26 protein-coding genes are annotated in these 24,884 nt (G+C 72.7%); 11 read left to right on the top strand and 15 right to left on the bottom strand.

Translation table 11 applies throughout. The features are described 5' to 3' along the window. Positions 1–15: 15 nt before the first annotated feature. The 4 genes from ACFY0K_RS01785 to ACFY0K_RS01770 all read right to left on the bottom strand — a co-directional run bounded on the left by ACFY0K_RS01785 (position 16) and on the right by ACFY0K_RS01770 (position 7,020). Entirely contained in the window at positions 16–3,288 is a 3,273-nt protein-coding gene (locus tag ACFY0K_RS01785) for an amino acid adenylation domain-containing protein (protein ID WP_390638110.1), read from the bottom strand. A 13-nt stretch (positions 3,289–3,301) separates the two neighbouring features. After that, positions 3,302–5,875 carry a Pls/PosA family non-ribosomal peptide synthetase gene (locus ACFY0K_RS01780; RefSeq protein WP_390638109.1) on the bottom strand — a complete coding sequence of 858 codons (2,574 nt, stop codon included), beginning with the start codon at positions 5,873–5,875 and terminating at the stop codon, positions 3,302–3,304. 321 nt (positions 5,876–6,196) lie between these two features. Next, positions 6,197–6,478: a hypothetical protein gene (locus ACFY0K_RS01775; RefSeq protein WP_390638108.1), complete on the bottom strand. Its 282-nt coding sequence runs from the start codon at positions 6,476–6,478 to the stop codon at positions 6,197–6,199. 101 nt (positions 6,479–6,579) lie between these two features. Then, positions 6,580–7,020, bottom strand: a complete 441-nt coding sequence (locus ACFY0K_RS01770) for an ATP-binding protein (protein WP_390638107.1) — start codon at positions 7,018–7,020, stop codon at positions 6,580–6,582. A gap of 285 nt (positions 7,021–7,305) precedes the next feature. Here ACFY0K_RS01770 and ACFY0K_RS01765 point away from each other — a divergent pair, with 285 nt between their 5' ends. The 3 genes from ACFY0K_RS01765 to ACFY0K_RS01755 are packed head-to-tail and all read left to right on the top strand — an operon-like array spanning position 7,306 to position 9,303. Continuing rightward, on the top strand, positions 7,306–8,181 hold the full coding sequence (locus ACFY0K_RS01765; RefSeq protein ID WP_390638106.1) for a helix-turn-helix domain-containing protein: 876 nt from the start codon (positions 7,306–7,308) through the stop codon (positions 8,179–8,181). Continuing rightward, positions 8,178–8,462, top strand: a complete 285-nt coding sequence (locus ACFY0K_RS01760; RefSeq protein ID WP_390638105.1) for a DUF397 domain-containing protein — start codon at positions 8,178–8,180, stop codon at positions 8,460–8,462. The genes ACFY0K_RS01765 and ACFY0K_RS01760 overlap by 4 nt, the downstream gene beginning before the upstream one ends. Before the next feature lie 34 nt (positions 8,463–8,496). Beyond that, positions 8,497–9,303, top strand: a complete 807-nt coding sequence (locus ACFY0K_RS01755; protein WP_390638104.1) for an SAM-dependent methyltransferase — start codon at positions 8,497–8,499, stop codon at positions 9,301–9,303. 73 nt (positions 9,304–9,376) lie between these two features. Here the strand turns inward: ACFY0K_RS01755 and ACFY0K_RS01750 are convergent, their stop codons facing one another. Both ACFY0K_RS01750 and ACFY0K_RS01745 read right to left on the bottom strand, forming a co-directional pair. Further along, positions 9,377–10,234 (bottom strand): chitosanase, encoded by an 858-nt coding sequence (locus ACFY0K_RS01750; RefSeq protein WP_390638103.1) that lies wholly within the window; start codon positions 10,232–10,234, stop codon positions 9,377–9,379. 127 nt (positions 10,235–10,361) lie between these two features. After that, complete coding sequence (locus ACFY0K_RS01745; RefSeq protein ID WP_382729210.1) at positions 10,362–10,562, bottom strand: hypothetical protein; 201 nt, start codon at positions 10,560–10,562, stop codon at positions 10,362–10,364. Between the two features lie 183 nt (positions 10,563–10,745). Between ACFY0K_RS01745 and ACFY0K_RS01740 the strand changes: the two genes are divergently transcribed. Next, the gene (locus tag ACFY0K_RS01740; RefSeq protein WP_390638102.1) at positions 10,746–11,528 is read left to right on the top strand and encodes an Fpg/Nei family DNA glycosylase; all 783 of its coding nucleotides are present in this window, start codon (positions 10,746–10,748) and stop codon (positions 11,526–11,528) included. 41 nt (positions 11,529–11,569) lie between these two features. Here the strand turns inward: ACFY0K_RS01740 and ACFY0K_RS01735 are convergent, their stop codons facing one another. Beyond that, complete coding sequence (locus ACFY0K_RS01735; protein ID WP_390638101.1) at positions 11,570–12,142, bottom strand: dihydrofolate reductase family protein; 573 nt, start codon at positions 12,140–12,142, stop codon at positions 11,570–11,572. Between the two features lie 208 nt (positions 12,143–12,350). Here ACFY0K_RS01735 and ACFY0K_RS01730 point away from each other — a divergent pair, with 208 nt between their 5' ends. Continuing rightward, positions 12,351–12,638: a hypothetical protein gene (locus ACFY0K_RS01730; protein ID WP_388598900.1), complete on the top strand. Its 288-nt coding sequence runs from the start codon at positions 12,351–12,353 to the stop codon at positions 12,636–12,638. 2 nt (positions 12,639–12,640) lie between these two features. Here ACFY0K_RS01730 and ACFY0K_RS01725 read toward each other — a convergent pair whose 3' ends face one another. Then, a complete protein-coding gene (locus ACFY0K_RS01725; RefSeq protein WP_390638100.1) occupies positions 12,641–12,955 on the bottom strand; it encodes a DUF6343 family protein in 315 nt (104 codons plus the stop codon). Positions 12,956–13,092: 137 nt separating this feature from the next. Between ACFY0K_RS01725 and ACFY0K_RS01720 the strand changes: the two genes are divergently transcribed. Continuing rightward, entirely contained in the window at positions 13,093–13,452 is a 360-nt protein-coding gene (locus ACFY0K_RS01720; protein WP_390638099.1) for a tetratricopeptide repeat protein, read from the top strand. A 66-nt stretch (positions 13,453–13,518) separates the two neighbouring features. Here the strand turns inward: ACFY0K_RS01720 and ACFY0K_RS01715 are convergent, their stop codons facing one another. The 3 genes from ACFY0K_RS01715 to ACFY0K_RS01705 are packed head-to-tail and all read right to left on the bottom strand — an operon-like array spanning position 13,519 to position 16,328. Then, positions 13,519–14,439: a M56 family metallopeptidase gene (locus ACFY0K_RS01715; RefSeq protein ID WP_390638098.1), complete on the bottom strand. Its 921-nt coding sequence runs from the start codon at positions 14,437–14,439 to the stop codon at positions 13,519–13,521. Between the two features lie 6 nt (positions 14,440–14,445). Beyond that, positions 14,446–14,862, bottom strand: a complete 417-nt coding sequence (locus ACFY0K_RS01710; RefSeq protein WP_390638097.1) for a BlaI/MecI/CopY family transcriptional regulator — start codon at positions 14,860–14,862, stop codon at positions 14,446–14,448. A 59-nt stretch (positions 14,863–14,921) separates the two neighbouring features. Next, positions 14,922–16,328, bottom strand: coding sequence for a PepSY-associated TM helix domain-containing protein (locus ACFY0K_RS01705; protein ID WP_390638096.1), 1,407 nt, complete (start codon positions 16,326–16,328; stop codon positions 14,922–14,924). A 123-nt stretch (positions 16,329–16,451) separates the two neighbouring features. Here ACFY0K_RS01705 and ACFY0K_RS01700 point away from each other — a divergent pair, with 123 nt between their 5' ends. Then, the gene (locus tag ACFY0K_RS01700) at positions 16,452–17,096 is read left to right on the top strand and encodes a peptide deformylase (RefSeq protein ID WP_390638095.1); all 645 of its coding nucleotides are present in this window, start codon (positions 16,452–16,454) and stop codon (positions 17,094–17,096) included. A 118-nt stretch (positions 17,097–17,214) separates the two neighbouring features. Here the strand turns inward: ACFY0K_RS01700 and ACFY0K_RS01695 are convergent, their stop codons facing one another. Next, entirely contained in the window at positions 17,215–18,642 is a 1,428-nt protein-coding gene (locus tag ACFY0K_RS01695) for a dihydrolipoyl dehydrogenase family protein (protein WP_390638094.1), read from the bottom strand. Positions 18,643–18,777: 135 nt separating this feature from the next. On the opposite strand from ACFY0K_RS01695, the gene trxA reads away from it, so the two are divergent. Then, a complete protein-coding gene (trxA, locus tag ACFY0K_RS01690; protein WP_390638093.1) occupies positions 18,778–19,158 on the top strand; it encodes a thioredoxin in 381 nt (126 codons plus the stop codon). A gap of 36 nt (positions 19,159–19,194) precedes the next feature. Here the strand turns inward: trxA and ACFY0K_RS01685 are convergent, their stop codons facing one another. After that, positions 19,195–20,241, bottom strand: a complete 1,047-nt coding sequence (locus ACFY0K_RS01685; protein WP_382729192.1) for a LacI family DNA-binding transcriptional regulator — start codon at positions 20,239–20,241, stop codon at positions 19,195–19,197. Positions 20,242–20,456: 215 nt separating this feature from the next. On the opposite strand from ACFY0K_RS01685, the gene ACFY0K_RS01680 reads away from it, so the two are divergent. Then, the gene (locus tag ACFY0K_RS01680; RefSeq protein ID WP_390638092.1) at positions 20,457–21,128 is read left to right on the top strand and encodes a TetR/AcrR family transcriptional regulator; all 672 of its coding nucleotides are present in this window, start codon (positions 20,457–20,459) and stop codon (positions 21,126–21,128) included. Positions 21,129–21,137: 9 nt separating this feature from the next. Then, the gene (locus ACFY0K_RS01675; RefSeq protein ID WP_390638091.1) at positions 21,138–22,334 is read left to right on the top strand and encodes an FAD-dependent oxidoreductase; all 1,197 of its coding nucleotides are present in this window, start codon (positions 21,138–21,140) and stop codon (positions 22,332–22,334) included. Here ACFY0K_RS01675 and ACFY0K_RS01670 read toward each other — a convergent pair. Next, positions 22,309–22,989 carry a TetR/AcrR family transcriptional regulator gene (locus ACFY0K_RS01670; protein ID WP_382729186.1) on the bottom strand — a complete coding sequence of 227 codons (681 nt, stop codon included), beginning with the start codon at positions 22,987–22,989 and terminating at the stop codon, positions 22,309–22,311. The two genes, ACFY0K_RS01675 and ACFY0K_RS01670, sit on opposite strands and share 26 nt — an antisense overlap. 103 nt (positions 22,990–23,092) lie before the next feature. Here ACFY0K_RS01670 and ACFY0K_RS01665 point away from each other — a divergent pair, with 103 nt between their 5' ends. Further along, a complete protein-coding gene (locus ACFY0K_RS01665; protein ID WP_351955416.1) occupies positions 23,093–23,650 on the top strand; it encodes an NAD(P)H-dependent oxidoreductase in 558 nt (185 codons plus the stop codon). 80 nt (positions 23,651–23,730) lie between these two features. On the opposite strand, the gene ACFY0K_RS01660 is transcribed toward ACFY0K_RS01665, so the two are convergent. Then, positions 23,731–24,612: an LLM class F420-dependent oxidoreductase gene (locus tag ACFY0K_RS01660; RefSeq protein WP_390638090.1), complete on the bottom strand. Its 882-nt coding sequence runs from the start codon at positions 24,610–24,612 to the stop codon at positions 23,731–23,733. Between the last annotated feature and the right edge of the window lie 272 nt (positions 24,613–24,884).

Genomic DNA, 24,884 nt, shown 5'->3' with positions numbered 1-24,884 from the left:
CTGGGGTGTGGCGGGTCAGGAGGAGGCGAGGGGGAGGACGGTGGTCAGGACGGCCTGCGCGGCCTCGGTGGGGCGGGTGCGCAGGAAGTGGTGGCCGCCGTCGACGAGTTCGTGCAGCTCGACGCGGTCGGCAAGGAGCAGCCAGTCCCGGTGCAGCCGGGTGTGGCCGGCGGTGTGCGGGTCGTCGGCGGCGACGACCACCGAGACCGGGACGGACAACTTGGCGGACGGCGGGGTTTCCAGGGCCGAGCCGAAGTAGCGGTGGGCCGCGGCGCAGTCGTGCCGGTATGCGGCGGCGATGTGGGCGGCGTGCCGCGGGTTCAGCTCGGCGAGTTCGGGGTGGCCGCCGTCCGCGGCCAGGCGGGCCGCGATCTCGGCGTCGCTCAGGTGCGTCAGCTCGGCGACGGCGGTGCGGCGTTCGGCGGCGGTCCCGAGCAGGTGCGCGGCGAGGAAGAGCCGTTCGACGGGTACGCCCCGCTGCTGGAGCCTCCTGGCCGTCTCGACGGCCGGTGCGGTTCCCGAGGAGTGGCCCCAGAGCAGGACCCGGGTCAGGCCGCGTGCCGTGATCTCGGCGGCGACCTGCTCGGCCACCTCCTCGACGGACGCGAACGGCTCGGGGGGTTCGGCCAGGTTGTGGCCGGGCAGGTCCACGGCCAGGACCGCGAGGCCGCTGCCCGCGAGCGCGCCCGCCATCGGCTGGTAGTTGACCGCGTTGCCGCCCGCGTACGGGAAGCAGACCAGGGCGCTGCCGGGGGCGCCGTTACCGTCCGCCAGGGTCAGCAGCAGCTCGGGGCGCTGCCGGGCCGGGCCGTCGAGGAGGGCGGCGAGGTCGGCGAGGACCGGGTGCCGGGTGATGTCCTTCAGGGACACCGCGCGGTCGAGGGCGAGGCTGAGTCTGACCGCGGTCAGGGAGGTGCCGCCGGAGTCGAAGAAGTGGTCGGTGCGGCCGACCTGCTCCACGGGCACCCCCAGCAGTTCGGCCCAGGCGGCGGCCACCTTCCGCTCGGTCGCGCCGAGTCCACCCGCGTCGGCCCCCTGCGGGGCGCCGCCCGCCCGCTGTGCCTCGCCGGCGGGGGCGGCTTCGGCCAGCCTGGTGAGGGCCTTCTTGTCGATCTTGCCGTTGGCGGTCAGCGGCAGGCTGTCCTGCCGGTGGAAGGCCGAGGGCACCATGTAGGCGGGCAGTGTCGCGCCGAGCGCCTCGCGCAGGGCCTGCGGATCCTGCCGGTCGCCCGAGTAGAAGGCGATGAGCTGCTTGCCGCCGCCGGTCCGCTCGGCGACGACCACCGCGCCGTCCCGTACGCCGGCCACCCGCAGCAGGCAGTTCTCGATCTCGCCGATCTCGATCCGGAACCCGCGGATCTTGACCTGGCTGTCCCGGCGGCCCAGGAACTCCAGCTTGCCGCCGGGGTGCCAGCGCCCCCAGTCGCCGCCCAGGTAGAGGCGTTCGCCCGGCCGGTACGGGTCGGCGCGGTACGCCTCCCGGGTGCGCTCGGGGTCGTTGACGTATCCGCGGCCCACGCAGACGCCGGAGAAGGCGATGAGTCCCGGGGCGCCCAGCGGTACCGGTGCCAGGTGCTCGTCGACGACGTGCACGCGGACGTTGTTGACGGGCCGGCCGAGCAGCACCCGGTCGGGCACCTCCGTCAGGAGTTCGTGGTTGGTGTCGTCGGACGTCTCGGTCAGCCCGTAGGCGTTGAGCAGGCCGATGCCCGGCTGGACCGCCAGCCAGCGCTGGACCAGTTCGCGCTTCAGCGCCTCGCCGGTCACCGACACGTACCGCAGGTCCGGCAGGGTGCGCGGGTGCTTCTCCAGGTAGGAGACCACGACCTCCAGGTACGACGGCACGAGCTGGGCCACGCCGACCCGGCCGCGTTCCAGGGTGTCGGTGAACCGGGCCACGTCCGTGATGACGTCCTGCTCGACCAGCAGGGTCCGCCCGCCCACCAGCAGCGGGGCGACGAGCTGCCACAGGGAGATGTCGAAGCACTGCGGGGCGGTCTGCGCGACCACCGTCCCGGCGCCGATCTCCAGGTCGTCGATCTTGGCGTGGAGGTGGTTGAGCATGCCCGCGTGCTCGCACATCGCGCCCTTGGGCTCGCCGGTGGAGCCGGAGGTGAAGTAGATGTAGGCGAGTTGACCGGCGTCGACGCTGATCCGGGGGTCGTCGTCGGCGTGCGGTTCGGCGTACGCCGTGTCGAACGGCAGCTTCTCGACGTCCGGCAGTTTGGCCAGCGCCCCGTCCAGGGTGGCGGTGCTGGCGGGCTCGGCCAGGGCGAGCCGGCATCCGGCCCGGGACAGGGTGGCCTCGATCCGGCCTGCCGGGAAGTGCGGTTCGATCGGCAGGTACACGCCCCCCGCCTTGAACACCGCCAGCACCGCCGCCAGCCAGTCGAGGGTGCGCTCGGAGACGACGGCGACGACGTCCTCCCGGCCCAGGCCCCGGGCCAGCAGGGCGCGGGCCAGCCGGTTGGCGTGGCGGTTGAGTTCGTCGTACGTCCACTCCCGCGTGCCGTGCACGGCCGCCACGGCCTGCGGATGCGCCCGCACCCGCTGCTCGAACAGTTCGTGCGCGCGGGCGTCCGGCAGCGGGCGGTGCGGCCCGGCCAGGCCTTCCAGCTGCTCGTACCGTTCCTCGGCGGAGAGCAGGCTCTGCCGGGTGTGGTCGGCGCCGGGGTCCGCGGTGAGCAGCCGCAGCGCGGTGAGGTGGTAGCCGCCGATGCGGGCGGCGGCCTCGGCGTCCAGGACGTCGGTGCGGTATCGCACGTGCAGCGTCAGCCGGCCGTCCCGGTCGGACCAGCGCACATCCAGGACGCATCCGTCGGCGTGGGCCGCCTGGACTCCGAAAGGACCCCAGGCGACTTCGTACGGGGGCTCGGTCAGGCCGAGTTCGCCGCGCAGCTTCGCCACCGGGTGGTCCCGGTGGGCCGACACCTCCGCCTCGGCGTGGGCGGCGGCCGTGAGCAGGGCGGACCAGCTCCCCTGGGGGACGGACACCCGGCAGGGCAGCGGCTCGCCGCCGGCGTCGGTGACCAGGCCCGTGACCACGTCCGGCTCGCCGGAGAGCGCGGCCAGCACCTTGAGGTGGGCGGCCAGCAGCAGTGCGCCGGCCGGCAGGCCCTGCTGACCGGCCACCTGACGCACCGCCCGCGTCACGTCGTCCGGCACCGGTGTCCGGTGTCCGGCCGTTCCCGGCGCCGGTTCCCGGACCCAGCGGGGCACGGCGGTGGCGCCGCCGGCGGTCAGTGTCCGGGTCCAGAACTCCCGGTCCGTCTCCACGCGCGTTCCCATCGAATGACCTTCCTCAGCTCACGGTCGCCGTGGCGGCGTCGGCTGCTGTCGTGCCCCGGGCGACGCCTGCGGACCGGCTGCCGCCGTCCGGCATGTCCACCGCGGGATTGCCGCCCCACCGGGCGTTCGGGGGGACTTCCTCGCCCTTCATGAGGAAGGAGTCGGGTGCGAGCACCGCGCCGTCGCCCATGGTCACGCCGTAGTGCACGTGGGCGGAGACGCCCAGCGTGCAGCCGGCGCCGATCGTGGTGACGTCGGACTTGAAGGTGCCGTCCTCCTGCGAGTGGCACTGGATCTTGCTGCCGGCGTTGAGGGTGCAGTCGTCGCCGATGGTGGCGAGGGTCCGCTCCGTCAGGTAGCAGCCGTCGTCGAACACCCTGCGGCCGATGCGCACTCCCAGCAGCCGCCAGACCAGGCTCTTGAACGGGGTTCCGTTGAAGATGTTGAGGAAGTGGTCCGGGACCTTCCACAGCCGTTCGTGCCACCAGAAGTACGGGTCGTAGATGGAGCACAGCCGGGGGCGCAGTGCGCGGAACGAGGCGAGGCAGCGCTCCACCAGGACGAAGTAGGCGGCGGAGAAGGCGAGCGTGAGCGCGAAGTAGCCCGCTATGACCACCTGTCCGACCACGCCGTACAGGTCCACGGAGGCGAGGCCGAAGAGAGTGAGCGCGAAGGTGTGCAGCCAGCGCACGAACAGCATCAGCGCCATCGAGCGGAGGTTGTAGCGGTTCTTCGCGGCCAGCCGGCGGCGGAACGTCTCGCCGGTCCGGAGATGGTCGAAGCTCGCGTCGCGGTCCACCGAGCGGGGGATCTCGAAGCAGGGTGAGCCGAGCAGCCCGACGCCTTCCCGGATCTCGCCGTCGATGGGCACCATCACCTTGGTCGCGAGGAGGCAGTTCTCGCCGGTCCTGGCGCCCGCCGGATAGGCGATGTTGTTGCCCAGGAAGTTGTGCGCCCCGATCGTCGCCCGGGACAGCCGGAAGGACGTGCTGGAGAAGTCGGCGTTCAGGACGGAGAGGCCGTCGGCCACCATCGTCCCGCTGCCGACGGTGACCAGCAGTGGTGTCTCGTGCTGCACCTCGGTGCCGAAGTTCGACCCGGTCTGCTCGACCCGTGACAGGTCGTATCCGATGCCGCGGAGGTAGCCCACGATGTAGGAGCTGTCGCCGAAGAGCCAGGCGAAGAACCTGACGTTCGTCATGCGGGCCGTGGTCCGCTGCAGCGCGTAGTGGAACCCGTAGAGCGGGTAGACCTTGTCGGGCTTGACCAGGAGGCCCAACAGGCGCGGCAGGGTGCACAGGGCCGCGAGTCCGACGACGAGGAGCCCGAAGAACAGCACGGCGGAGAGCAGCAGTGCGTCGGGGAGCAGTTCCGACCAGCCGAGCGCGGCCGTGGTCGAGTCGAGCCGCTTGCCGATCACCGGCACTTCGGTGAACACCATGTAGGCGCCGCCGACGGCCAGCGGGACGTACAGGAGGAACAGCTGAAGCAGCGTGCCGAGGCCGAACCAGGCGCGGCGCAGGGTGCCGCAGTCGGCCGGGGCGATCCGGATGTAGTCGGTGCTGGTGGGTTCCGCGGGGGATCCGTGCCAGCGTTCGCCGTCCGGGACCGCCTGGCCGCGGTGCAGGGCGGAGGAGTGGCCGAGCTGGGCGCCGTCGCCGACGGAGGTGTCGATGTCCAGGACGGTCTTCTCGCCGACGAAGGCGTTCGTGCCGAGGGTGATGCGGCCGGTCTGGATGTGTCCGGCGTGCGCCCGGTAGCCGAGGAAGAAGGAGTCCTTGCGGATCACCGTGCCGGCGCCGACGGTCAGCAGGTCGGTGCAGACGGGCACGGAGTGGGAGAGGATCGTGACGCCCTTGCCGATGCGGGCGCCGAGGGCCCGCAGGTAGAGCACGTACAGCGGGGTCCCGGTGAGGAAGACCATCGGGTTCGCGTGCAGCAGCGCCTTGACGAGCCAGAACCGCAGATAGGTCAGGCCCCAGACGGGGAACTCGCGGGGGCGCCAGCGGCCGACGAGCAGCCATTTCGCGACGACGGGGAAGGTGCACAGCGCCACGAACGCGCTGCCTCCGAAGAGCAGCGACCGCAGATAGACGTCGGCCAGTCCCTTGCCGGTGGCGATCCACTCGTATCCCGTGGCGGTGACGTATCCGGAGACCAGGGAGTAGCCCAGGAAGACCAGCAACTGGAGGGTTCCGCAGACCAGATGGTTCCACCGGGCGGGGCGCGGGCCCGGTGCCGGCTCGGGCGGCTGCGGGGCGGGCACCGGATCGGCGGGGGCGGGGGCGGTCTCGCCGAGCGCCGCCGCGAGGCTCCGGATCGTGGGGTGCCGGTAGATGTCCCGCATGGACGGCGAGGGCAGGTCGGCGGCCTTGCGTATTCGTGCGCAGAACTGGGCCATGACCAGGGAGTTGGCACCGAGGTCGGTGAAGAAGTGGCCGTCGACCGGGACGGTCTCGGCGTCGAGGAGGTCGGCCAGTGCCTGCGCGAGTCGCCGCTCGGTCTCCGCCCCTCTGGGGCCGGTTCCGGTCAGGACGACGGCAGGTTCATCCGGCTCCGAAACGACCTCGGAGGACTGTTCCACCATGCGATCTCCTGGAGAACGGGATGTTCCTGATCACGAACCGGCGGATTCAGTTTGTCCGGATAAGAGGCTTACCTGCCACTTGTCCCATGAGCGGGGGCGAGCGCCCGGCATGAGCCGGCAGGCCCGCGTTCCCTTGGTTTCACGCCCGGAAGAGGAGCGTGCGAATCACCCGAACGGCGGCCCCCCGGCCGGCAGCACCCGGCACGGGCACCGGCATCGGCCGGGGAAAAGGGCCACCACAGGCGGTGGTCGTGACCGGATCCGTGCCGCGCCGGCGGGAGCCCTCACCGGCGGCGTACGGGCACGGATCCCCGGGTCGCGTCAGCCGTCGGCGCCGTCCACCACCGCGACGGCGGTCTCGTGCGCCGCGATGCCGACGAAGCGGCGTACGGCCTCCACGGGCATGTCGAGCCCCTCGGAGGCGGCACGCTCGTCACCGAACACCTGGACCGCCTCGGCGACGGCCACGGCCAGTTCGGCTTCCGCCTTGCGGACCTTCACCTCGGCCTTGTCGACGGTGTCGACCACCGCCAGCTGGCGGCGCTGCTTCTCCTGCAGTCGCTGCTTACGGGAGGGCGTTTTGTCAGAGTTCTGCACAGTCACGACCAAGATCATATGCGCGCCCGTACACCCGCACGAAATCGGCAACTCCAGCCCTCGACAACCGGGTTGTCCCCCGTCCGACAGCCCCGTCGGCTCCCCCGTCAGACCGTCAGCGTCGCCCACACCGCGTGGCCGCTGGTGAGCCTCGACCGGTCGACGCCCCAGGAGTCGGCGAGTTGCTCGACGAGCAGCAGCCCCCTGCCGCCCTCGTCGTCGGGGCCCGGGTCGCGCCGTGGCAGCCCGCCGCCGGAGTAGTCGTGGTCGTGGACCTCCAGCCGCACGCATCCGTCGCTGACGAGCCCCATGCCGCACAGGATCCGCACGCTCAGCGTGTGGATGACGGCGTTGGTGGCCAGCTCGGACACCAGCAGCACCGCGTCCTCGCACACCTCGCGGGAGAGTCCCCACCCGGTGAGCCTGGCTCTCACGGAGCGACGGGCGACTCGCACGCTGGAGCGGTGCGAGGGCAGTTCGAGCCAGTGCGCACGGTCGGGAGCGTCTACGTCTAACAGATCGCGGGGGGTGGTCGCGTGGGGGGACACGATGGCTGCCTTCCGTAAGACGGGCGCGGCGGAGAGCGGGCGGAGCGGGCTGAGCAGGCAGAACGGGCGGAGCGGCGCGGCCGGGCGGGCAGGACTGGGCAACGGTCGCACGGGGTGCGTGGCGTCGTCCGTACTCGTGGCCGCGGTTACTCAAGTAATCATGCGCGCATGCAAGTTCAGGCTGCAACCGACTCCCTGATAATTTCAGCATGCCGGTTTCGGTCTGGCCGCTTCAGCAAGTGTTTGCCACACTCGACCGGGTGACAGTCCCTCAGGAGGTAGGGCGTGAGCGAAGGCCGTTCGAACGCGGGGAGCACCAGTGCGCCCACCGTGCTGCGCATGATCCTGGGCCGCAGGCTCCAGGAGCGGCGGCAGGGAGCGGGTGTGTCACTGGAGGACGCGGCGCGGGCGCTTCGGGTCACCCCCCTGACCATCCGCCGGCTGGAGAAGGCGGAGGTCGCCCTCAAGCCCCTGTACGTGGAGAAACTGCTCGAGACCTATGGCGCCGACCGGCAGGAGCGCGACGAGTTCGTCGCCTTCGCCGAGCGGGCCAACGAGCCCGGCTGGTGGCACACCTACCGGGACGTGCTGCCCACCTGGTTCAGCGCCTACGTGAGCCTGGAGACCGGCGCGACGACCCTGCGCACGTACGAGCCGCACTACGCCACGGGGCTGCTGCAGACCCGGGAGTACGCCCGCCATGTGCTCAGCGGCGGTTTCCCCAACGACAGCGACGAGGAGTTGGAGCGGCGGGTGAACCTGCGGCTGCGCCGCCAGGCCCTGCTGGAGCGCTCCGACACGCCGACGCTGTGGGTGGTGATGGAGGAGGCCGTGCTGCACCGGGTGGTCGGCGGGCCCGAGGTGATGCGGGAGCAGATCGAACGGCTGCTGGAGGCCTCGGAGCTGGCGCACGTCAGCGTCGACGTCGTCCCGTTCACCGCCGGCGCCCACGTGGGCGTGTGCGCCCCGTTCACCTACTTCCGCTTCGCGGAGCCCGAACTGCCTGACGTCGTCTACACCGAGGTCCTGTCCGGTGCGATGTACCTGGACCAGCGCTCCGACGTCGTCGCCCACCTGGAGGCGCACAACCGCATGTCCCTGCTCACTTCGGACGCGCAGAGCAGGGCGCTGCTGAACCGCATGCGCAAGGAGTACTCATGACCACCTTCGACGCCTCCTTCGACAGCTGCTTCGACGGCAGTGTCCACGACGTGTACAACGGCATGCCCGCATCGGACCTGGGGGAACAGGGCTGGGAGTCGCCCTGGAGCGGCCCCAACGGCGGTCAGTGCGTACAGACGAAACAGCTCGCCGACGGCAGGATCGCCCTGCGGCAGTCGACGGATCCGGCCGGCCCCGCGCTGATCTACACCCCGGAGGAGATCACCGCGTTCGTCGCGGGGGTCAAGCGAGGCCTCGCCGACCACCTCACCACCGGCTGACCTCTCCCCCGCCCACCCCCCTGGAAGGTTCAGGATGACCAACTCGCCCGCGGCGCGGGACATCGACACCAGCAGGCCACACTCCGCCCGCATGTACGACTACTACCTGGGCGGCAAGGACCACTTCGACGTCGACAAGGTGGCCGCCGAGACCGTCGCGTCCGCCTACCCGGGCATCTTCGTCTGCGCCCGGGAGAACCGTGCCTTCATGCACCGCGCCACCCGCGTCCTCGCCCGCGAGCACGGCATCCGGCAGTGGCTCGACATCGGCACCGGCATCCCCACCGAGCCGAACCTGCACCAGGTCGCCCAGTCCGTGGTCCCCGAGGCCCGGGTGGTGTACGCCGACAACGACCCGCTGGTGCTCCAGTACGCCGAGCGCCTGATGCGCAGCACCTCCGAGGGCCGTACCACCTACATCGAGGCGGACGTCAACGACCCCCAGTCACTGCTCGACGCCCCAGAACTGGCGGAGGTGCTGGACCTCGGCCGGCCGGTGGCGCTGTCCCTGAACGCCCTGCTGCACTTCGTGACGGACGCGCAGGACCCGTACGGCATCGTGAGCCGGCTGCTGGACGTGGTTCCCTCGGGCAGCGCGCTCGCCCTGAGCCACTGCACGCCCGACTTCGACCCGGACACCTGGCAGAAGGTCACCGCCATCTACAACAACGCGGGCACCCCGGTGCAGTTCCGCTCGCGTGCGGACGTGACGCGCTTCTTCGACGGGCTCGAACTGCTCGATCCCGGTGTCTCGGTGGGCCATCGCTGGCGCCCCGACGCCGAGCCGACCGCCGCCGACGCGGAGGTCAGCCTGTGGACCGGGGTGGGCATCAAGCCGTAGAGGCCACTGCGAGGGGGGAACAGCCTCCGGGCTGTCGTACCGCATGGGGGTGCGGTACGACAGCCCGGGGGCGTCAGCCGATGTGGTAGCTGTCGCCGTACACCTTCCAGTCCAGCGGGGTGTTCAGGCACAGGTTGCCCTTGTTCAGGAAGACCCGCTGCTCGGTGTCGACCCTGGTGGTGTCGCTGTGCGCCTCCTCCTGCTTCATGGCCCACACCCGGGCGTCGAGGAAGGCGTTGAGGTACGTCTTCTCGTTGCCGCCCTGCGCCGGCGGCTTGGCGTGGCCGAGGGCGCGCTTGCGTATGTTGCGGAAGCTGGTGGCGTCGTCGCCGTCGCCGTGCATGACGATGGCGTCGTAGTAGGTGAACTGCCCGAGCGTGCCGAGCCCGTCCGTCTTGCCCTGCTGCACGGCCGGGTTGAAGTACACGCGGTCGCGTTCGTCGTTCTGGGCCTGCTGGAAGGCGGTGTCCTGGGCGGCCTTGCGCCAGTCCGCCGGGAAGTTCGGGTCCAGGCCGCTGTGCGAGTCGGTGCCGTTGACCCGGCGCAGGGCGGGGAGGTACTTGGCGAGCACGTTGCCGGGCTTGCGGTCGGTGTAGAGCTGGACGAGGTCGAGCATGTCGCCGGTGCCGGAGCAGAAGCCGATGATCCCGGCGGTGTAGCCGCGGCCGTCGCCGATGTCCTCGATGTACTTGTACTGCGCCTTCCAGTCGAGCGAGGAGTTCTCCGCGCTCGACACCAGCTTCATGGCGATCTCCTTCTTCGCCGGGTCGTCGAGGCCCACGCAGCTCGCGGCCGGCGCGGCGGCGGAGGCGTGCGCCGGGCGCAGCAGCACGGCTCCGGCACCGACGGCGGACGCGCCGAGCAGGGCGAGCAGGGTGCGGCGGGAGGTCAGGACGGGGTGGGTCGTGGTGGTGTCGTTCGGGTTCCGCACAGCGGCTCCAGTGGGGGGTTGAGGAGGTTCACCGATAGGAAGGTTTCCTATCAGTTGAGCGCACTGATGTGTACCCGTCACGCAGAAAGTTCGTAGAGTCGAACAAGGCCGCCGGCGCGGTCCGGGGTCAGCCGGTGGCGGTCCAGGCCTGCGGGCCGATGCCGCGCCACTCGATCAGCTCGGGATCGTCGACCGTCGTACTGGCCTCGGGCAGGCCCGCGCGCCGCAGGAACTCGACGATGTCGAGCAGGTGGTACGCGATGCCGACGTACTCCCCGCGGATGGTGACCCGCCGACCGCCGTCGGGGCCGGGCGGCTGCACGATCACAGGCGCGCCTTCCATAGTCTCCGGATGCCCCCGGGCGGCCCGGATCATGCGGCGGGCCGCGCCCTCGGACGGCACGGGACGAGCCGGCGCCGCCCCCGCCCCGACTCCTCGTGACGGTTGGCGGGGGCGCGGGCGGCTACCCGGGCCTCGGCGGGCACGACGAGATCGCCGCCGGGAGGAATCATGCCCGAGCTGCCGGACGTGGAGGGTTTCCGCGAGGTGCTGGACTCCTGCGGCCGGGGGCGCCGCGTCCGCCGCGTGGACGTGCGGGACGCGGGCGTCCTGCGCGGCGTCGGCGTACGGCGGCTGCGGCGCGAGGTGGAGGGCCGACGGCTGGGCCGGCCGCACCGCCACGGCAAGCTGCTGGTCGCGCCGGTCGGCGACGGCCCGGCCCTGGTGTGGCACTTCGGCATGACCGGTGAGCTCGTACCGGCCTCGGCCGGCGATCCCCTGGACCGGCACGACCGGGTGATCCTCACACTCGACGGCGAACGGCAGTTGCGCTATCGCGACCAGCGCAAACTCCAGGGCGTGCGGCTGGCCGACGGGCCCGGCGCGGTGGCGCGCATGCTGGAAGGGCTGGGACCCGACGCCCTCGACATCGGTCGCGGGGAGTTCTTCGCGCTGCTCGCGGGGCGGCGAGGCGCCGTGAAGGGCCTGCTGATGGACCAGTCCGCCATCGCCGGGCTCGGCAACCTGCTCTGCGACGAGATCCTGTGGCGGGCCCGGGTCGCGCCGGGACGGCCGGCCCGCGACCTCGGCGAGGCCGAGGCACGTCATGTGTTCACGGCGATGCGAGGCGTGCTCGCCACCTCCTGCCGCGCGTCCCGCGTGCCACCCCGCCCCGGCTGGCTCACCGGCCACCGCGACGAAGCCGATCCGGTCTGCCCGCGCTGCGGCACCCCGCTGCGCTCCCGCCGCGTCTCCGGCCGCCGCACGGTCTGGTGCCCGGCCTGCCAGCACTGACGCGGCCACCCGGCGCGGGCCGGGCCGGCAGCGGCACGCGGTCAGCGGACGACGTCGAAGACGTTCTTCTGCACGCCGTTCGCGTAGACCTCGTGCTCGACCAGCTTCAGCTGCTGGGTGTCCTTGTCCGAGGCACTGAACAACCGCTTGCCCGCGCCGAGCAGCAGGGGATGGACCAGCAGGTGGTAGCGGTCGATCAGACCGGCGTCGGACAGCGCGTGGTTGAGCGCGGCACTGCCGTGCACGATGACCGGGCCGCCGTCGGTCTGCTTGAGGGCGGCGACCTCGTCGACCGAGCGCAGGATCGTGGTCTCGCCCCAGTTGGACACCAGGTCGCCTTCGGTGAGGGTGGTGGAGACGACGTACTTCGGCAGTGTCCTGTAGTGCGCGAACTCCGCCATGTCCGGCCACACCGGGCTGAACGCCTCGTAACTGGTCCGGCCCATCAGGACCGCGGTCGACTCCTTCTGCTCCCGCTCCTTGATCTCGAACGCCTCGGGGACGAACTCGACGCCCTTGAAGGTCCATCCGGAGTTCCGGTAGCCGGGCTCGCCGCCCGGGGCCTCGACGACGCCGTCGAGGGAGATGAAGGCAGTGCTGATCAGGGTACGCATCGCGGTCTCCTCGCGGTCCGGGGTCTGCCGCGGTACTCCGCGGTCCCTCCACCCTCTAACCGACAATTAAATTTGTCAAGAAAGCTCAGCTTGTCGGATGGCGGGCGTGACGAGGGCGCCGGAGCCCGGCGATGCCGTGTAATCCCCCGCTCCTCAGGTACTCGACCGGGCAGGACCGTTCCCCCGCGGACCTGAGGAGATGACTGGGATGCTGTTCCTCGGACTGCTTCTGCTCGCGGCGACCGTCGCCTTCACCGCCCTGGCGATCGCCGGCAACCTGTCCGGCGGACCCGGCTACACCGTGTCCGTGCTCGACCACCACATCGCCACGCTCGGCCCGCTGGCGATCTTCTGCGCCGGTCTGGCGCTGGCGCTGATCTTCTGCCTGGCCCTGGCCGTCATGACCGGCGGCGCGCTCCACCACCGCCACGGCCCGCGCGCGGGCGGCGCCGGTACCGCGTCCGGCCGCTTCACGGGGCCCGCCACCAGGGCCTGACCTCACCGGGGGCCGACACGCTCCCGGCGCAGCCTGCGGCCCACGACCAGCAGGTCCACGGCCGCCGCCACCGCCAGGGCCGCACAGACCGCGGCAAGGGTGACCAGAGCGCCGCGGCCGGGGCTGTCACCCGCCCCGGAGGCGGCGGCCCAGGCGGCGAACAGGGCTGCCGCCATGGCGAACAGGGGCAGGAAGAGACTGCTCAGCAGCCGGCGCAGACGCACCGGGCTGCGAGCGGTGACCGGTTCGGTACCGGTCCGCACACGGCGGCCGCCGGCCGGCCCGGGGCGCGCCCGCTCGCGGGGATCGTGGTCCACAGCTCTCCCCTTCCCCGGCGATCGGGTCCCGTCCACCGTCGCGTCGCCCGCACCGGCACCGCCGAACCAGCCCCTCCCCAGAGTTGGTGGAATTTTCAACCAACCCGGTACGTTGTCGGCGCCGAAGGAGGTCACGAGTGGACACGACGTACGACACCACCTACTACGACCAGGGAACCGCCGCCGAGCGCTGGGCGCGAGCGCAGCTGTTCTTCGACGCCAAGGACTACGCGGGCGCCGCGCGGGTGCTCGCCGGGCTGGTCGAGGAGGCGCCGGAGCAGACCGGACCCCGGCTGCTGCTGGCGCGCGCCTACTACCACTCGGCCCAACTGCGGCGCGCGGAGGCCGAGTTGCGCGTGATCGTCGAGCGCGACCCGGTGGAGCACTACGCCCGGCTGATGCTGGGCCGTACGCTCCAGCGGCAGGCCCGGCACGAGGAGGCGGAGCCGCACCTGCGGATCGCCTCGGCGCTGGCCGGGGACTTCCCGGAGGAGTGAGAGCGGCAACCGACGAGGAGGGGCCCCTGACATGGTCAGGGGCCCCTTTCGCGGTCGTACGGGCCGTCACAGAGGCGCGGCCGCGCGCAGGATCAGGAACAGCGTCACCGCCGAGTTCGCCGAGGACATCGCCGAGACGAGGGTGCCCGCGGCGGCGCCCCAGACGGCGAGGCCGGCCGCGGTGAACGCGGAGGGCCAGCTGCGGGCCACCGGGGCGGGGCCGAGCAGGGCGGCGACCCGGCGCGGCACCGGACCGGTGGCGGCCACCGCTGCCAGCGTCGGCGCCGGGGTGCCCGCGGAGAGCAGCGCGGCCTTGCCGATGGCCCGCGCGACCGTGCGCCGGTCCGCCACCGAGCGGGCCGCCTCCTCGTCCGCCCAGCGCTCGGCCGTGTAGCGGACGGCGGTGCGCAGGGGCCGCAGGAAGGGGTTGGCGCGTGCCGCGAGGTGGACGGCGAGGAGGTGCCGGTGGTGCCGGGCGGCGAGGTGGGCGCGCTCGTGGGCGAACAGGGCCCGCCGTTCGCCCGGGGCGAGGCCGTCCAGGAGCGCGGTGGTGACGACGATCCGGCCGGGGAGCGCGTAGGCGTAGGGGGTGCTGTCGGGCAGCACGGCGACCGCACGGCCGGGCAGTGCGGTGAGCGCCCGGCGGGCCCGCCGGGCGACGCGGCGGTGCCGGCGGAGGGTGCGGCCGCACAGGACCGCGACCGCGGCGAGGGCGGGGATGGCGGCGCGGCCGGCGATCCCGTCGTGCGGGACGGCGGCCCGTACCTCCGGGTCGGACCAGCCGTCCGGGAGGGGGTTGCCGGGGAGCTGGGCGGTGCCGACCACCATCAGCAGGGCGAGGCAGAGCGTGCTGCACCCGGCCATGACCACGGCCACCGCGGTGAGCAGCCGGGTGGCGGTGCGCGGATGCAGCCGCCCCTCGGCCAGCCGGGCGACGGGCCACGCGGTCAGCGGCAGGACCAGTGGCAGGAAGACGAAGACCCCCATGGGCGGTCAGTCTTCCGTACCGCCGGAGTCCGCGGGCGGGATGTTCCGAGTGTTCACCGGGCCCGGCCCGGCGGCGTCCAGCAGGGCCCGCAGCACCTGTTCGTCACCGGGCGGCAGGGTGGTGACGAAGCTGGCGAGCACCGCCTCCCGGTCCTGTTCGCCGTCGAGGAGCCGGCGCATCCGCAGGGCGGCGAGCCGGGCGACGTCGGCGGTGGGCGTCCACAGGAAGGAGCGGCCCTGCCGTTCGCGGGCGACGACGTCCTTGGCGAGCAGCCGGGTCAGGATGGTCACGACGGTGGTGTAGGCGAGGTCGCCGCCGAGCCGCTCCTGCACCCAGGCGGCGGTGACGGGACCGCCGGCCTCGCGCAGGGCACCCAGCACCTGGCCCTCCAGCTGCCCCTGCCCCCGCCGGGCCCGCGCCATAGCCCGTCTCCCTCCGGCGTCGGCATGTGATGACACGCGCATCGGCGTGCCCCACCACGCTACTTCACGCCGGCCCGGCCCCCGTACGTGCGGCGGCCACGACGGTGCGCGATCTCGCCGAGCACGATGTCCGCGGCGAGGAAGGCTGCCAGCGGGATCCCGAGCAGCGGCACGAACCAGCCGAGGACCGCGACCACCGCCATCGCCGGGACGAGGAGGTACGGCGGGACCTCCGCCCAGGCGCCGCGCGGGATCGGCCGGCCGAAGGCGGGGCCGCGGCCGCGTTGCCACCACATGCGGTAGCCCCACACGATCAGCAGGATCAGGGCGAGTGCGAGCACGGCCAGGGCGAGCTGGTTGACCAGGCCGAAGAGGATGCCGGTGTGCAGGTCGATGCCCCAGCGGGTGAGTTTGGCGAGGACCGGGTGGTCGGCGAAGCGCAGGACGTCGGTCACCTCGCCGGTGCCCGGGTCCACGGCGACGGAGTCCTGCTTCTCGGGCCAGCTGCGCTGGACCTGCCGCACCACGTAGGCGCTGTTCGCGTCGGCGGGCGGGACGATCTCGACGGGGTCGCCCAGCCCCTCCGCCCGGGCGGCCGCGAGCACCGTGTCCAGGCCCACCCCGTGCTCGGCGTCACCGCCGGTCCCGGCCGCGGCACCGTGTCCGGCGTGCTCACCGCCGCTCGCGGCCGCGGAGACGGAGGGGGTGGCCTGGCCCAGCGAGGTGCGCAGGTCGTCGATGTTGGCGCCGGCGTAGGTGGACCAGGTCAGGCCGGTCGCCGAGAGGAAGACGAAACCGGCCGCGGCCCAGACACCGACGGTGCCGTGCAGGCCCAGCGTGCGTCGCCGCCCGCTGGTGCCGCGCACCTTGCGCAGCGCCCGCCGCCGGGCGAACCACAGCACCAGGCCGCCGCCCGCGATCACCCATAGCCAACTCGCCGCGAACTCGCTGTAGAGCCGCCCGGTGTCGCCGAGGTGCAGGTCGCGGTGGAGTTCGTCGATCCAGGTGCGCAGCGGGAGCGCACCCGTCGAGCCGTACTGTTCGAGCGCGCCGCGCACCTTGCCGGTGTACGGGTCGACGAACACCGCGAGGGTGTGGTCCGGGTCCACGCCCCGCACGCCCGACAGCAGCACCCTGGTGGTCGCGTCCGCCTCGGGCGACGGCCGTATCGCGGAGACCGTGCCCTCGGGGTGGGCCTCGCGGGCGGCGGCCACCTGCTCGGAGACCGGCAGCTTGGTCCCGCCGACCGGGACGGTCAGCTCATGGGCGTACACCAGCCTCTCGGCCTGGAAGGAGAAGGCGTACAGCAGGCCGGTGGTGGCAGCGACCAGCAGGAAGGGGGCGACCAGGACGCCGGCGTAGAAGTGCAGGCGCAGGACGAGGGGACGCAGCGGGGCCCAGCGGCTCGGGGACGCGGCCGGGACGGGGGGTTGCTCGTCCGTGGCGGTCGAGGGGGCGATGGACATCGAGGGCTTCTCCGGGGACTGGTTGCGGGGCGGGGACGGTCCAGTAGTCGGACCGCTCCCCGGCGGAGTTCCCCGCACCCGAAGTGACCTGAGTCACACCCCACGCCATGGCATGCTGGCCCGATGGCATCTCCCAGCGATCGCGCACCCCTTGCCGAGCAGGTCGAGGAACTCCTCGCTCCCGGCGGCCCGTTGCCCGTCATCGCAGCCGGCGACCCGGTGCTGCGGCGCGGAACCGAGCCGTACGACGGGCAGTTGGCCCCGGCCCTGCTGGCCCGCTTCGTCGAGGCACTGCGGATCACCATGCACGCGGCACCGGGCGTGGGCCTCGCCGCACCCCAGGTCGGCGTCCCGCTGCGGATCGCGGTCATCGAGGACCCGGCACCGGTGCCGGAGGAGGTGGCGGTGGCCCGGGGCCGGGTCCCGCAGCCGTTCCGGGTGCTGGTCAACCCGGTCTACGAACCCGTCGGCACCGCCCGCGCCGCGTTCTTCGAGGGCTGCCTGAGCGTGCCGGGCTGGCAGGCGGTGGTGGCCAGGCCCGCGAGCGTCCGGCTGACCGGCGCGGACGAGCACGGGCACCGGGTGGACGAGGTGTTCACGGGGTGGCCGGCCCGCATCGTCCAGCACGAGACCGACCACCTCGACGGCACGCTGTACCTGGACCGGGCCGAGCTCCGCTCCCTGTCCTCCAACGCCGCCATGGCGGACCGCTGGACCCAGCCGACCCCGGCGACGGCCGCCGAGGCCCTGGGTTTCGAACTGCCGTGACCCCAGCGCCCCGCCAGGGGCGCTGGGGGCACCCCCGGCCGAAGGCTGGGGGAGGAACTGCGCGACCAGCCACGGCGGCGCCGCAGTCGGCCGGCAGCCCGAGGCGCCCCCTTCGGCCCTACCCCCGGTACGCCTCAAGGAGCCGCAACCACACTTCGCTCAACGTCGGATAAGACGGCACCGCATGCCACAGCCGGCTGATCGGCACCTCCCCGGCCACCGCGATCGTCGCCGAGTGGATCAGCTCACCCACCCCGGGCCCCACGAACGTGACCCCGCGCAGGATCTCCGCCTCCAGGTCGACCACCATCCGGGCCCGCCCCTTGTAGCCGTCGGCGTACAGCCCGGCCCCGGCGACGGACGAGAACTCGACGTCCACGGCCCGCACCCGGTACCCGGCCTGCTCCGCCTCCGCGAGGGAGAGCCCGACGGCCGCCGCCTCCGGGTCGGTGAAGACGACCTGCGGTACGGCGTGGTGGTCGGCGGTGGCCGCGTGCGCACCCCACGGCTCGTCCAGCAGCGGCGTGTCCGCGGCGCGCGCCGCGATCGCCGCGCCCGCGATCCGGGCCTGGTACTTGCCCTGGTGGGTGAGGAGCGCCCGGTGGTTCACGTCCCCGACGGCGTACAGCCAGTCGGTGCCCTCGACCAGGAGGGTGTCGTCGACGGACAGCCAGGAGCCCGGCTCCAGACCGACCGTGTCCAGGCCGATGTCGTCGGTGTGCGGGACGCGCCCCGTGGCGAAGAGGATCTCGTCGGCCTCGATGCGGTCGCCGCCGTCGGTGACGGCCACCACCGTGCCGTCCTCCCGGGTGACCGACCGGACGGAGGTACCGGTGCGGACGTCGACGCCCGCCTCCTTGAGCGCGTCGGCGACGAGTTCGCCGGCGAACGGCTCCATGCGGCCCAGCAGGCCCTTGCCGCGGACCAGGAGGGTCACCCGTGAACCGAGGGCCTGCCAGGCGGTCGCCATCTCGGTGGCGACGACACCGCCGCCGACGACGATCAGCCGTCCGGGCGCCTGCTGGGCGCTGGTGGCCTCGCGGCTGGTCCAGGGCCTCACCTCGGCGAGGCCGGGCAGGTCGGGCAGCTGGGCGCGGGTGCCGGTGGCGACGGCCACCGCGCGCCGGGCGGTGAGGGTGGTGAGGGTGCCGTCGGGGCCGGTCACGGTGACCGTGCGGGGTCCGGCGAGGCGGCCGTGGCCGCGGTACAGGTCGGCGCTGATGCCGTCGAGCCAGCCGACCTGGCCGTCGTCCTTCCAGTTCGAGGTGAAGTAGTTGCGGCGGGCGAGGACCGCGGCGGTGTCGAGGGGGCCCTGGACCGCCTGGGCGAGGCCTGGCAGGCGGCGGGCGTCGGACTGGGCGATGACCGGGCGCAGCAGGGCCTTGCTGGGCATGCAGGCCCAGTACGAGCATTCGCCGCCGACGAGTTCGCTCTCCACGACCGCGGTGGTGAGGCCGGCCGCACGGGTGCGGTCGGCGACGTTCTCCCCCACGGGCCCGGCCCCGAGCACCACGACGTCGTAAGCGATGGATTCCGTTTCCGTCATGGGGCCAGTCTTGCGGGTGGTGTGCGCGGGGGCCACACGGGTAGGCAGGCGGAATACCTGCCCGGCCGGACATGTTGTGGCGAGCGGTCCGCCCCGCCCCGGGGCGCCCCCCACGTCAGGAAGAGGGAAGCACGCATGAGCAGCACCGTGGAGCTCACCAAGGAGAACTTCGACCAGACGGTCACCGAGAACGAGTTCGTCCTCATCGACTTCTGGGCGTCCTGGTGCGGCCCGTGCCGGATGTTCGCGCCGGTCTACGAGAAGGCCGCGCAGGACAACCCCGACCTCGTCTTCGCCAAGGTGGACACCGAGGCGCAGCCGGAGCTGGCGCAGGCCTTCGGCATCCAGTCGATCCCGACCCTGATGATCGTCCGCGACCAGGTCGCCGTCTTCGCCCAGCCCGGCGCCCTGCCGGAGGCCGCCCTGGCGGACGTCATCGGCCAGGCCCGGAAGCTGGACATGGACGAGGTCCGCAAGAGCATCGCCGCGCAGCAGGACGCCACGCAGGGCGAGTAGGAACGGGCAGGCCGAGTGGCGCGGCGCCGGCCGGGGTCAGCTGGACTCGCGCTGCACGACCGAGGCGCCGAGCACCCGGTGCGTCTCCGGTTCGGCGCCGGGGTCGCGCACCACGCGGTCGACCAGTTCGGCCAGCTCCCGGCCGGAGGGCAGGTCGATGTGGATCGTGGAGAGCCGGGGCCGCAGCAGCCGGCCCAGCATCAGGTCGTCGGCGCCGAGCACCGCGGTGTCCTCGGGGATGCGTACGCCCGCGTCCTGGAGGGCGCGCATTAACAGCATGGCGTACTCGTCGTTGTACGCGAACACCGCGTCGATCTCCAACTCGGGCCAGCGTGCGGCGAGTTCGGCCGCCGACTGCTCGGTGTAGGCGAGCGGCACCCCGGTCACCCGGGCGTCGGTGCCGCGCAGGGCCTGGCGCACGCCTTCGAGACGGGGCCGGGAGTAGGTCTCCAGGCCGGTCTCCGCGGGGACGACCACGCCGATCCGGCGCCGGCCGCGGGCGTACAGATGGCGTCCGGCGCAGTGGCCTACGGCGTCGTGGTCCATCAGCAGGGCGTGGGCGCCCTCGACGCGTTCGGGGCCGAAGGTGACCACGCCGCGGGCGCCGGCCCGCTTGAGGACCGCGACGCCCTCGGGGCCCAGCTCGGCGTCCGGGACCAGCACGGCCACCGGCCTCAACTCCGCCCAGGCGCGGGCGGCTTCGTCACCGCGCAGGCCGACGGTGCCGTACTGGACGACCGTGTAGTCGAGGCGGCTGAGGGCCCACTGGAGTTCGTTGATGAACTGCCCGTACAGCGGGCCCATCGCGATGGCAGGGGCGGGCATCAGGACCATCCGGCTGTGTCCGGCGCGCAGGCTGCGGGCGGCCGCGTGGGGGACGTATCCGAGTTCCTTCGCGGCCTCGTGGACCCGGCGGCGGGTGGGCTCGCTGATCCGGACGGCGCTGGTGTTGTTGAGGACGTAGGAGACGGTCGCGCGGGAGACGCCCGCCAGGCGGGCCACATCGGCGCTCGTGGGGACCGAGCGCGGGACCGGCGACGCTGCCGAGGGCGGTTTCGGGATGTGCACCATGACGTACGGCATCTTGGCAGAACCCCGGGGAGGGGGGACCGGCGGGGCAAGGTGGTTGACGGTTAGACGAGTTCGGCCCTGATCAGCCGCCCCGAAGGCCCGTCGCGTGGGCTCCCGAGGCCCTTCGCCGTAGGTCTTGATCAGCCGATCCGGGGTGCTTCATGCGATCGGTCGAACATGTTCGTCACGAACTTGTTCGCAACGAACATGTTCGTTACAGTGAACGCATGCCAGCAACTCCCCGTTCCCGCCGGGAGCGCCCCGCCAAGCCCGCCCTGACCAGGGAGGGCATCGTCGCCACCGCCGTGGGGATCCTGCGCGCCGAGGGCCTGCAGAAGGTGACCATGCGACGCCTGGCCCAGGAGCTCGACACCGGACCGGCCTCGCTGTACGTCTACGTCCGCAACACCGCCGAACTGCACGCGGCCGTCCTGGACGAGCTCCTCGGCTCCGTCGGCCCGGCCCCGGCGGAGGGCGGCTGGCGGGAGCGGCTGGAGCAGGTGCTCATCGCGTACACACGGATGCTCATGGAGTATCCGAGCCTCGCCCGCTCCGCGCTGACCGCGTGGCCGAGCGGCCCGCACTACCTGGACCTCATCGAGACCCTGCTGGGCCTGCTCGACGAGGGCGGGGTACCGCGCGAGCGGGCCGCCTGGGGCGTCGACCTGCTGCTCCAGCGCGCCACCGCGACCGCCGCCGAGCACGCGGGCGAGGCGTCCCAGGAGGACTGGGACGCCCTCGGCCGGGCGCTGAGCCGGGTGTCGGACCGCACCCATCCGCACATCGCCGCCGCCTCCGGGGCGCTCCTGTCGGGCGCGCCCGAGGCCCGCGTGTCCTGGGCCTTCCAGGCCCTGATCAACGGCATCGAGCACACCGCCGTACCCGAACCCCATGACTAGGAGACCCTCATGTCCACTCCCCACCACCCCGTAGCGATCGTCGGAGCCGGTCTCGGCGGGCTCACGCTCGCCCGGGTGCTGTTCGTGCACGGCGTCGAGGCGGCCGTCTTCGACCTCGACGCGTCGGCGACGGCCCGCACCCAGGGCGGCATGCTCGACATCCACGACGACTCCGGCCAGGTGGCGCTGCGCGCGGCCGGGCTGTACGACGCGTTCCTGGCGCACGTCCACGCGGGCGGCCAGGCGACGCGGGTCCTGGACAAGGACGCCCGGGTCCTGCTGGACATCCCCGACGACGGCGCAGGCGGGCGGCCCGAGATAGACCGGGGAGATCTGCGCCGGCTGCTGGTCGGCTCCCTGCCCGAGGGCGTGATCCGCTGGGGCGCGAAGGTCATCGGCGCCCGCCCGCTCGGTGACGGGCGGCACGAGGTGACCCTGGAGGACGGCGACTCCTTCACGACCGATCTGCTGGTCGGCGCGGACGGCGCCTGGTCCCGGATCCGCCCACTGGTCTCCGACGCGCGGCCCGCGTACACCGGGGTCTCGTTCGTGGAGGCGGACCTGCCGGACGCGGACGTACGGCACCCGGTGAGCGCCGAAGTGGTCGGCCGGGGCATGCTGTTCGCGCTCGGCGCGGGCCGGGGCTTCCTCGGCCACCGGGAGAGCGACGGCAGCCTGCACGTGTACACGGCGGTGGAGGCGCCCGAGGCGTGGCTGGACGGGATCGACTTCACCGACGCCGAGGCCGCCGGGCGGGCCGTGCTCGCCCACTTCGGCGACTGGGACAAGAGCCTGCGGGCGCTGGTCGCGGACGCCGAGGGCCCGCTGGTGCCGCGGCGGATCCACGCCCTGCCGGTCGGCCACCGCTGGGACCGGGTCCCCGGGGTCACCCTGCTCGGTGACGCGGCGCACCTGATGTCGCCGTTCGCCGGCGAGGGCGCCAACCTGGCGCTGATCGACGGCGCTGACCTGGGCCTCGCGCTCGCCGCGCACCCCGGCGACCCCGAGGCCGCCTTGGCCGCCTACGAGGAGAAGATGTTCACGCGTGCCGAGCGGTCCGCCGCGGACTCCGCGGCGAGCGGCGCCATGCTGTTCCGGGCCGACGCGCCGCAGGGCCTTGTCGACATGTTCACCGGCGCCGGGCCGGACGGCGGCGAGGGGGACGTCAGCGAGGCGGACGTCAGCGGGGCGGTGCCGTCCGCGTGACGCGGTCGACGAGGTCGGTCCAGCCGGCCTCCAGGCGCTCCATCGGGATGCCGCACTGCCTGGTCAGATGGTGGATCTGGGCGGGGTCGAGGTAGGCGAGCAGCGTCTGGGCGAGCAGTTCGCAGTCGGCGTCCGGATCGATCTGCCGCAGCAGCACCGTCATGTGGGTGCGCAGCGCCTGGATCGGCGGATTGGCGTAGCGCCTGGTGGGCTCGGGCTGGGCGGCCAGCTGGAGGTCCAGCTGCTCGGCCGCGCGGTAGAGCACCGCGACGCCGAACGCGCGCAGCCGTTCGACCGGCGGGGCACCGGGGCCGAGGGGCGGGGGCCCGCCCATGAAGTCCGCCTGGAGCTGTCGCGAGGAGTGGTCGAGCAGCGCCATCAGCAGTCCGGTGCGGTCGCCGAAGCGGCGGAAGACCGTGCCCTTGCCCACCTGGGCCGCAGCGGCCACCGCCTCCATGGTCACGCCGGCCACCCCGTGCTCGGCGATCAGCCGGGCGGCGGCCTCCAGCAGCCGGGCACGGTTGCGGGCCGCGTCGGCGCGCAGGCACGGCTCTTCGGGAGCGGGTCCGACCTCGAGCAACTGCGGGGTGTCGAAGGGCTCCTGGGGCTGTGGGAGGGGCGGCAGGACGCTGGACATGAAGACAGCGTAAAGCATCGGGAACAGAACTGGACCGAGGTCCGTTTAGCGTGTTAGAAATTATCCGGACCGTGGTCCGAATTCGTTACGGCAGTGTTTCACCCCCCTCTTGGAGTTCCCCATGTCTGTCCGCATCCTTGCGCTCGTCGGCAGCCTTCGCGCCGGTTCGCACAACCGCCAGCTCGCGGAGGCGGCCGTCAAGCTCGCCCCCGAGGGTGCCGTCGTCGAGGTCTTCGAGGGCCTGGCCGACATCCCGTTCTACAACGAGGACATCGACGTCGCGGGCAGCGTCCCGGCCGCCGCCGCGAAGCTGCGCGAGGCCGCCCAGGCCGCCGACGCCTTCCTGCTCTTCTCCCCCGAGTACAACGGCACCATCCCGGCCGTCCTGAAGAACGCCATCGACTGGCTGTCCCGCCCGTACGGCGCCAGCGCCTTCGGCGGCAAGCCGGTCGCCGTCGTCGGCACCGCCTTCGGCCAGTACGGCGGTGTGTGGGCGCAGGACGAGGCCCGCAAGGCCGTGGGCATCGCCGGCGGCAAGGTGATCGAGGACATCAAGCTGTCGATCCCCGGTTCGGTGACCCGCTTCGCCGAGACCCACCCGGCCGACGACACCGAGGTCGCCGCCCAGCTGACCGAGGTCGTCGCCCGCCTGCACGGCAACGTGGCCGTGGCCGCCTGACCCACCCCCTGAGAGGGGCCGGCAAACCCGCCGGCCCCTTTCGCGTGCCCCGCGGCCCGCGGCCCGCCTCCCGCTTCCGCTCACTCGATCCCGGCGAGCCGCTCGACGGCCCGGGCGGCGAAGGTCTCCATCCATTGCGAGGTCTCGCCGAGACGCGGCGAGAGGATGACGGTGTCGAGGCCGAGCTTGGCGTAGCCCTCGATGTCCCGGGTGAAGGCGTCCAGGTCGCCCGCGGTGACCGGCTCGGCGCCGTACGCGATGGTCTTGCGGATGCTGTCGTAGTCCCGCCCGACGGTGTCGCAGTGACCGCGCAGCACCTCCAGCTTGTGCCGCAGCTCCTCCGGGGAGGAGGGGATGAGGTTGCAGGCGTCGGCGTACTGGGCGACCAGGCGCAGGGTCTTCTTCTCACCCTGGCCCCCGATCATGATCTCGGGGTGCGGGGTGCTCACCGGCGCGGGCACGCAGAGCGTCTCGGCGAGCTGGTAGTACCGGCCCTCGAAGGGACCGTCGTTCTCCGGGTCCCACATCTGCAGACAGATCCTGAGCGTCTCCTCCAGCCGCTCGAAGCGCTCCTTGAGCGGCGGGTAGGGCACGCCGAGTCCGTGGTGCTCACGGTCGTACCAGGCGGCGCCGATGCCCAGGGTGGCGCGACCGCCCGACACCACGTCCAGGGTGGTGGCGATCTTGGCGAGCAGCCCCGGGTGCCGGTACGTCACTCCCGTCACCAGGGCGCCGAGCCGCACGGTCGAGGTGCGGCCGGCGAGGTAGCCGAGGGTGGTGTAGGCCTCCAGCATGGGGTCCTCGGCGCCGCCGTTGAACTCCATCTGGAAGTAGTGGTCCATCACCGAGACCCAGCTGACGCCCGCCGCCTCGGCCGCCGCACCGGCGGCGGCGAGTTCGGCGCCGAGGGCGGGTCCACCGCCGGGGTGGTTGAACCGGTTGATGTGCACGCCCACGCGCATGACGTTCTCCGTTCCGCCCTGAGGTTCCGCGCTGGAGTCCCGCGCTGGAGTCCCGCGCCGGAGTTCCGCGTTGATGTTCCGCTCTGGTGTTCCACGCCGACGTTCGGCACCGGTCGTCTGCATCCGCACCGACCGTCGTCCGCGACCTCGACGCTAGATCCTGGAGCGCGCTCGAAGTCAAGCCCGGCTTCGGCGGCCCGGCGTGTCTGCGCATGCTTCCGGACAGACACCCGCCGGATGGCGGGGAGCTTCCGCCGACCGGCGCCCCCGGT

The organism is Streptomyces sp. NPDC001507 (assembly GCF_042894765.1).
GTDB lineage: Bacteria > Actinomycetota > Actinomycetes > Streptomycetales > Streptomycetaceae > Streptomyces.
The sequence above is the reverse complement of the archived record's forward strand: the minus strand, read 5'-3'. Positions and strand labels throughout refer to the sequence as shown.

Coding starts and splice junctions, on each gene's coding strand:
- ACFY0K_RS01785 (WP_390638110.1), bottom strand. CDS start 3,288: ATGGGAACGCGCGTGGAGACGGACCGGGAGTTCTGGACCCGGACACTG.
- ACFY0K_RS01780 (WP_390638109.1), bottom strand. CDS start 5,875: ATGGTGGAACAGTCCTCCGAGGTCGTTTCGGAGCCGGATGAACCTGCC.
- ACFY0K_RS01760 (WP_390638105.1), top strand. CDS start 8,178: ATGACCACCTTCGACGCCTCCTTCGACAGCTGCTTCGACGGCAGTGTC.
- ACFY0K_RS01755 (WP_390638104.1), top strand. CDS start 8,497: ATGACCAACTCGCCCGCGGCGCGGGACATCGACACCAGCAGGCCACAC.
- ACFY0K_RS01740 (WP_390638102.1), top strand. CDS start 10,746: ATGCCCGAGCTGCCGGACGTGGAGGGTTTCCGCGAGGTGCTGGACTCC.
- ACFY0K_RS01735 (WP_390638101.1), bottom strand. CDS start 12,142: ATGCGTACCCTGATCAGCACTGCCTTCATCTCCCTCGACGGCGTCGTC.
- ACFY0K_RS01730 (WP_388598900.1), top strand. CDS start 12,351: ATGCTGTTCCTCGGACTGCTTCTGCTCGCGGCGACCGTCGCCTTCACC.
- ACFY0K_RS01715 (WP_390638098.1), bottom strand. CDS start 14,439: ATGGGGGTCTTCGTCTTCCTGCCACTGGTCCTGCCGCTGACCGCGTGG.
- ACFY0K_RS01710 (WP_390638097.1), bottom strand. CDS start 14,862: ATGGCGCGGGCCCGGCGGGGGCAGGGGCAGCTGGAGGGCCAGGTGCTG.
- ACFY0K_RS01705 (WP_390638096.1), bottom strand. CDS start 16,328: ATGTCCATCGCCCCCTCGACCGCCACGGACGAGCAACCCCCCGTCCCG.
- ACFY0K_RS01700 (WP_390638095.1), top strand. CDS start 16,452: ATGGCATCTCCCAGCGATCGCGCACCCCTTGCCGAGCAGGTCGAGGAA.
- ACFY0K_RS01695 (WP_390638094.1), bottom strand. CDS start 18,642: ATGACGGAAACGGAATCCATCGCTTACGACGTCGTGGTGCTCGGGGCC.
- trxA (WP_390638093.1), top strand. CDS start 18,778: ATGAGCAGCACCGTGGAGCTCACCAAGGAGAACTTCGACCAGACGGTC.
- ACFY0K_RS01685 (WP_382729192.1), bottom strand. CDS start 20,241: ATGCCGTACGTCATGGTGCACATCCCGAAACCGCCCTCGGCAGCGTCG.
- ACFY0K_RS01680 (WP_390638092.1), top strand. CDS start 20,457: ATGCCAGCAACTCCCCGTTCCCGCCGGGAGCGCCCCGCCAAGCCCGCC.
- ACFY0K_RS01675 (WP_390638091.1), top strand. CDS start 21,138: ATGTCCACTCCCCACCACCCCGTAGCGATCGTCGGAGCCGGTCTCGGC.
- ACFY0K_RS01670 (WP_382729186.1), bottom strand. CDS start 22,989: ATGCTTTACGCTGTCTTCATGTCCAGCGTCCTGCCGCCCCTCCCACAG.
- ACFY0K_RS01665 (WP_351955416.1), top strand. CDS start 23,093: ATGTCTGTCCGCATCCTTGCGCTCGTCGGCAGCCTTCGCGCCGGTTCG.
- ACFY0K_RS01660 (WP_390638090.1), bottom strand. CDS start 24,612: ATGCGCGTGGGCGTGCACATCAACCGGTTCAACCACCCCGGCGGTGGA.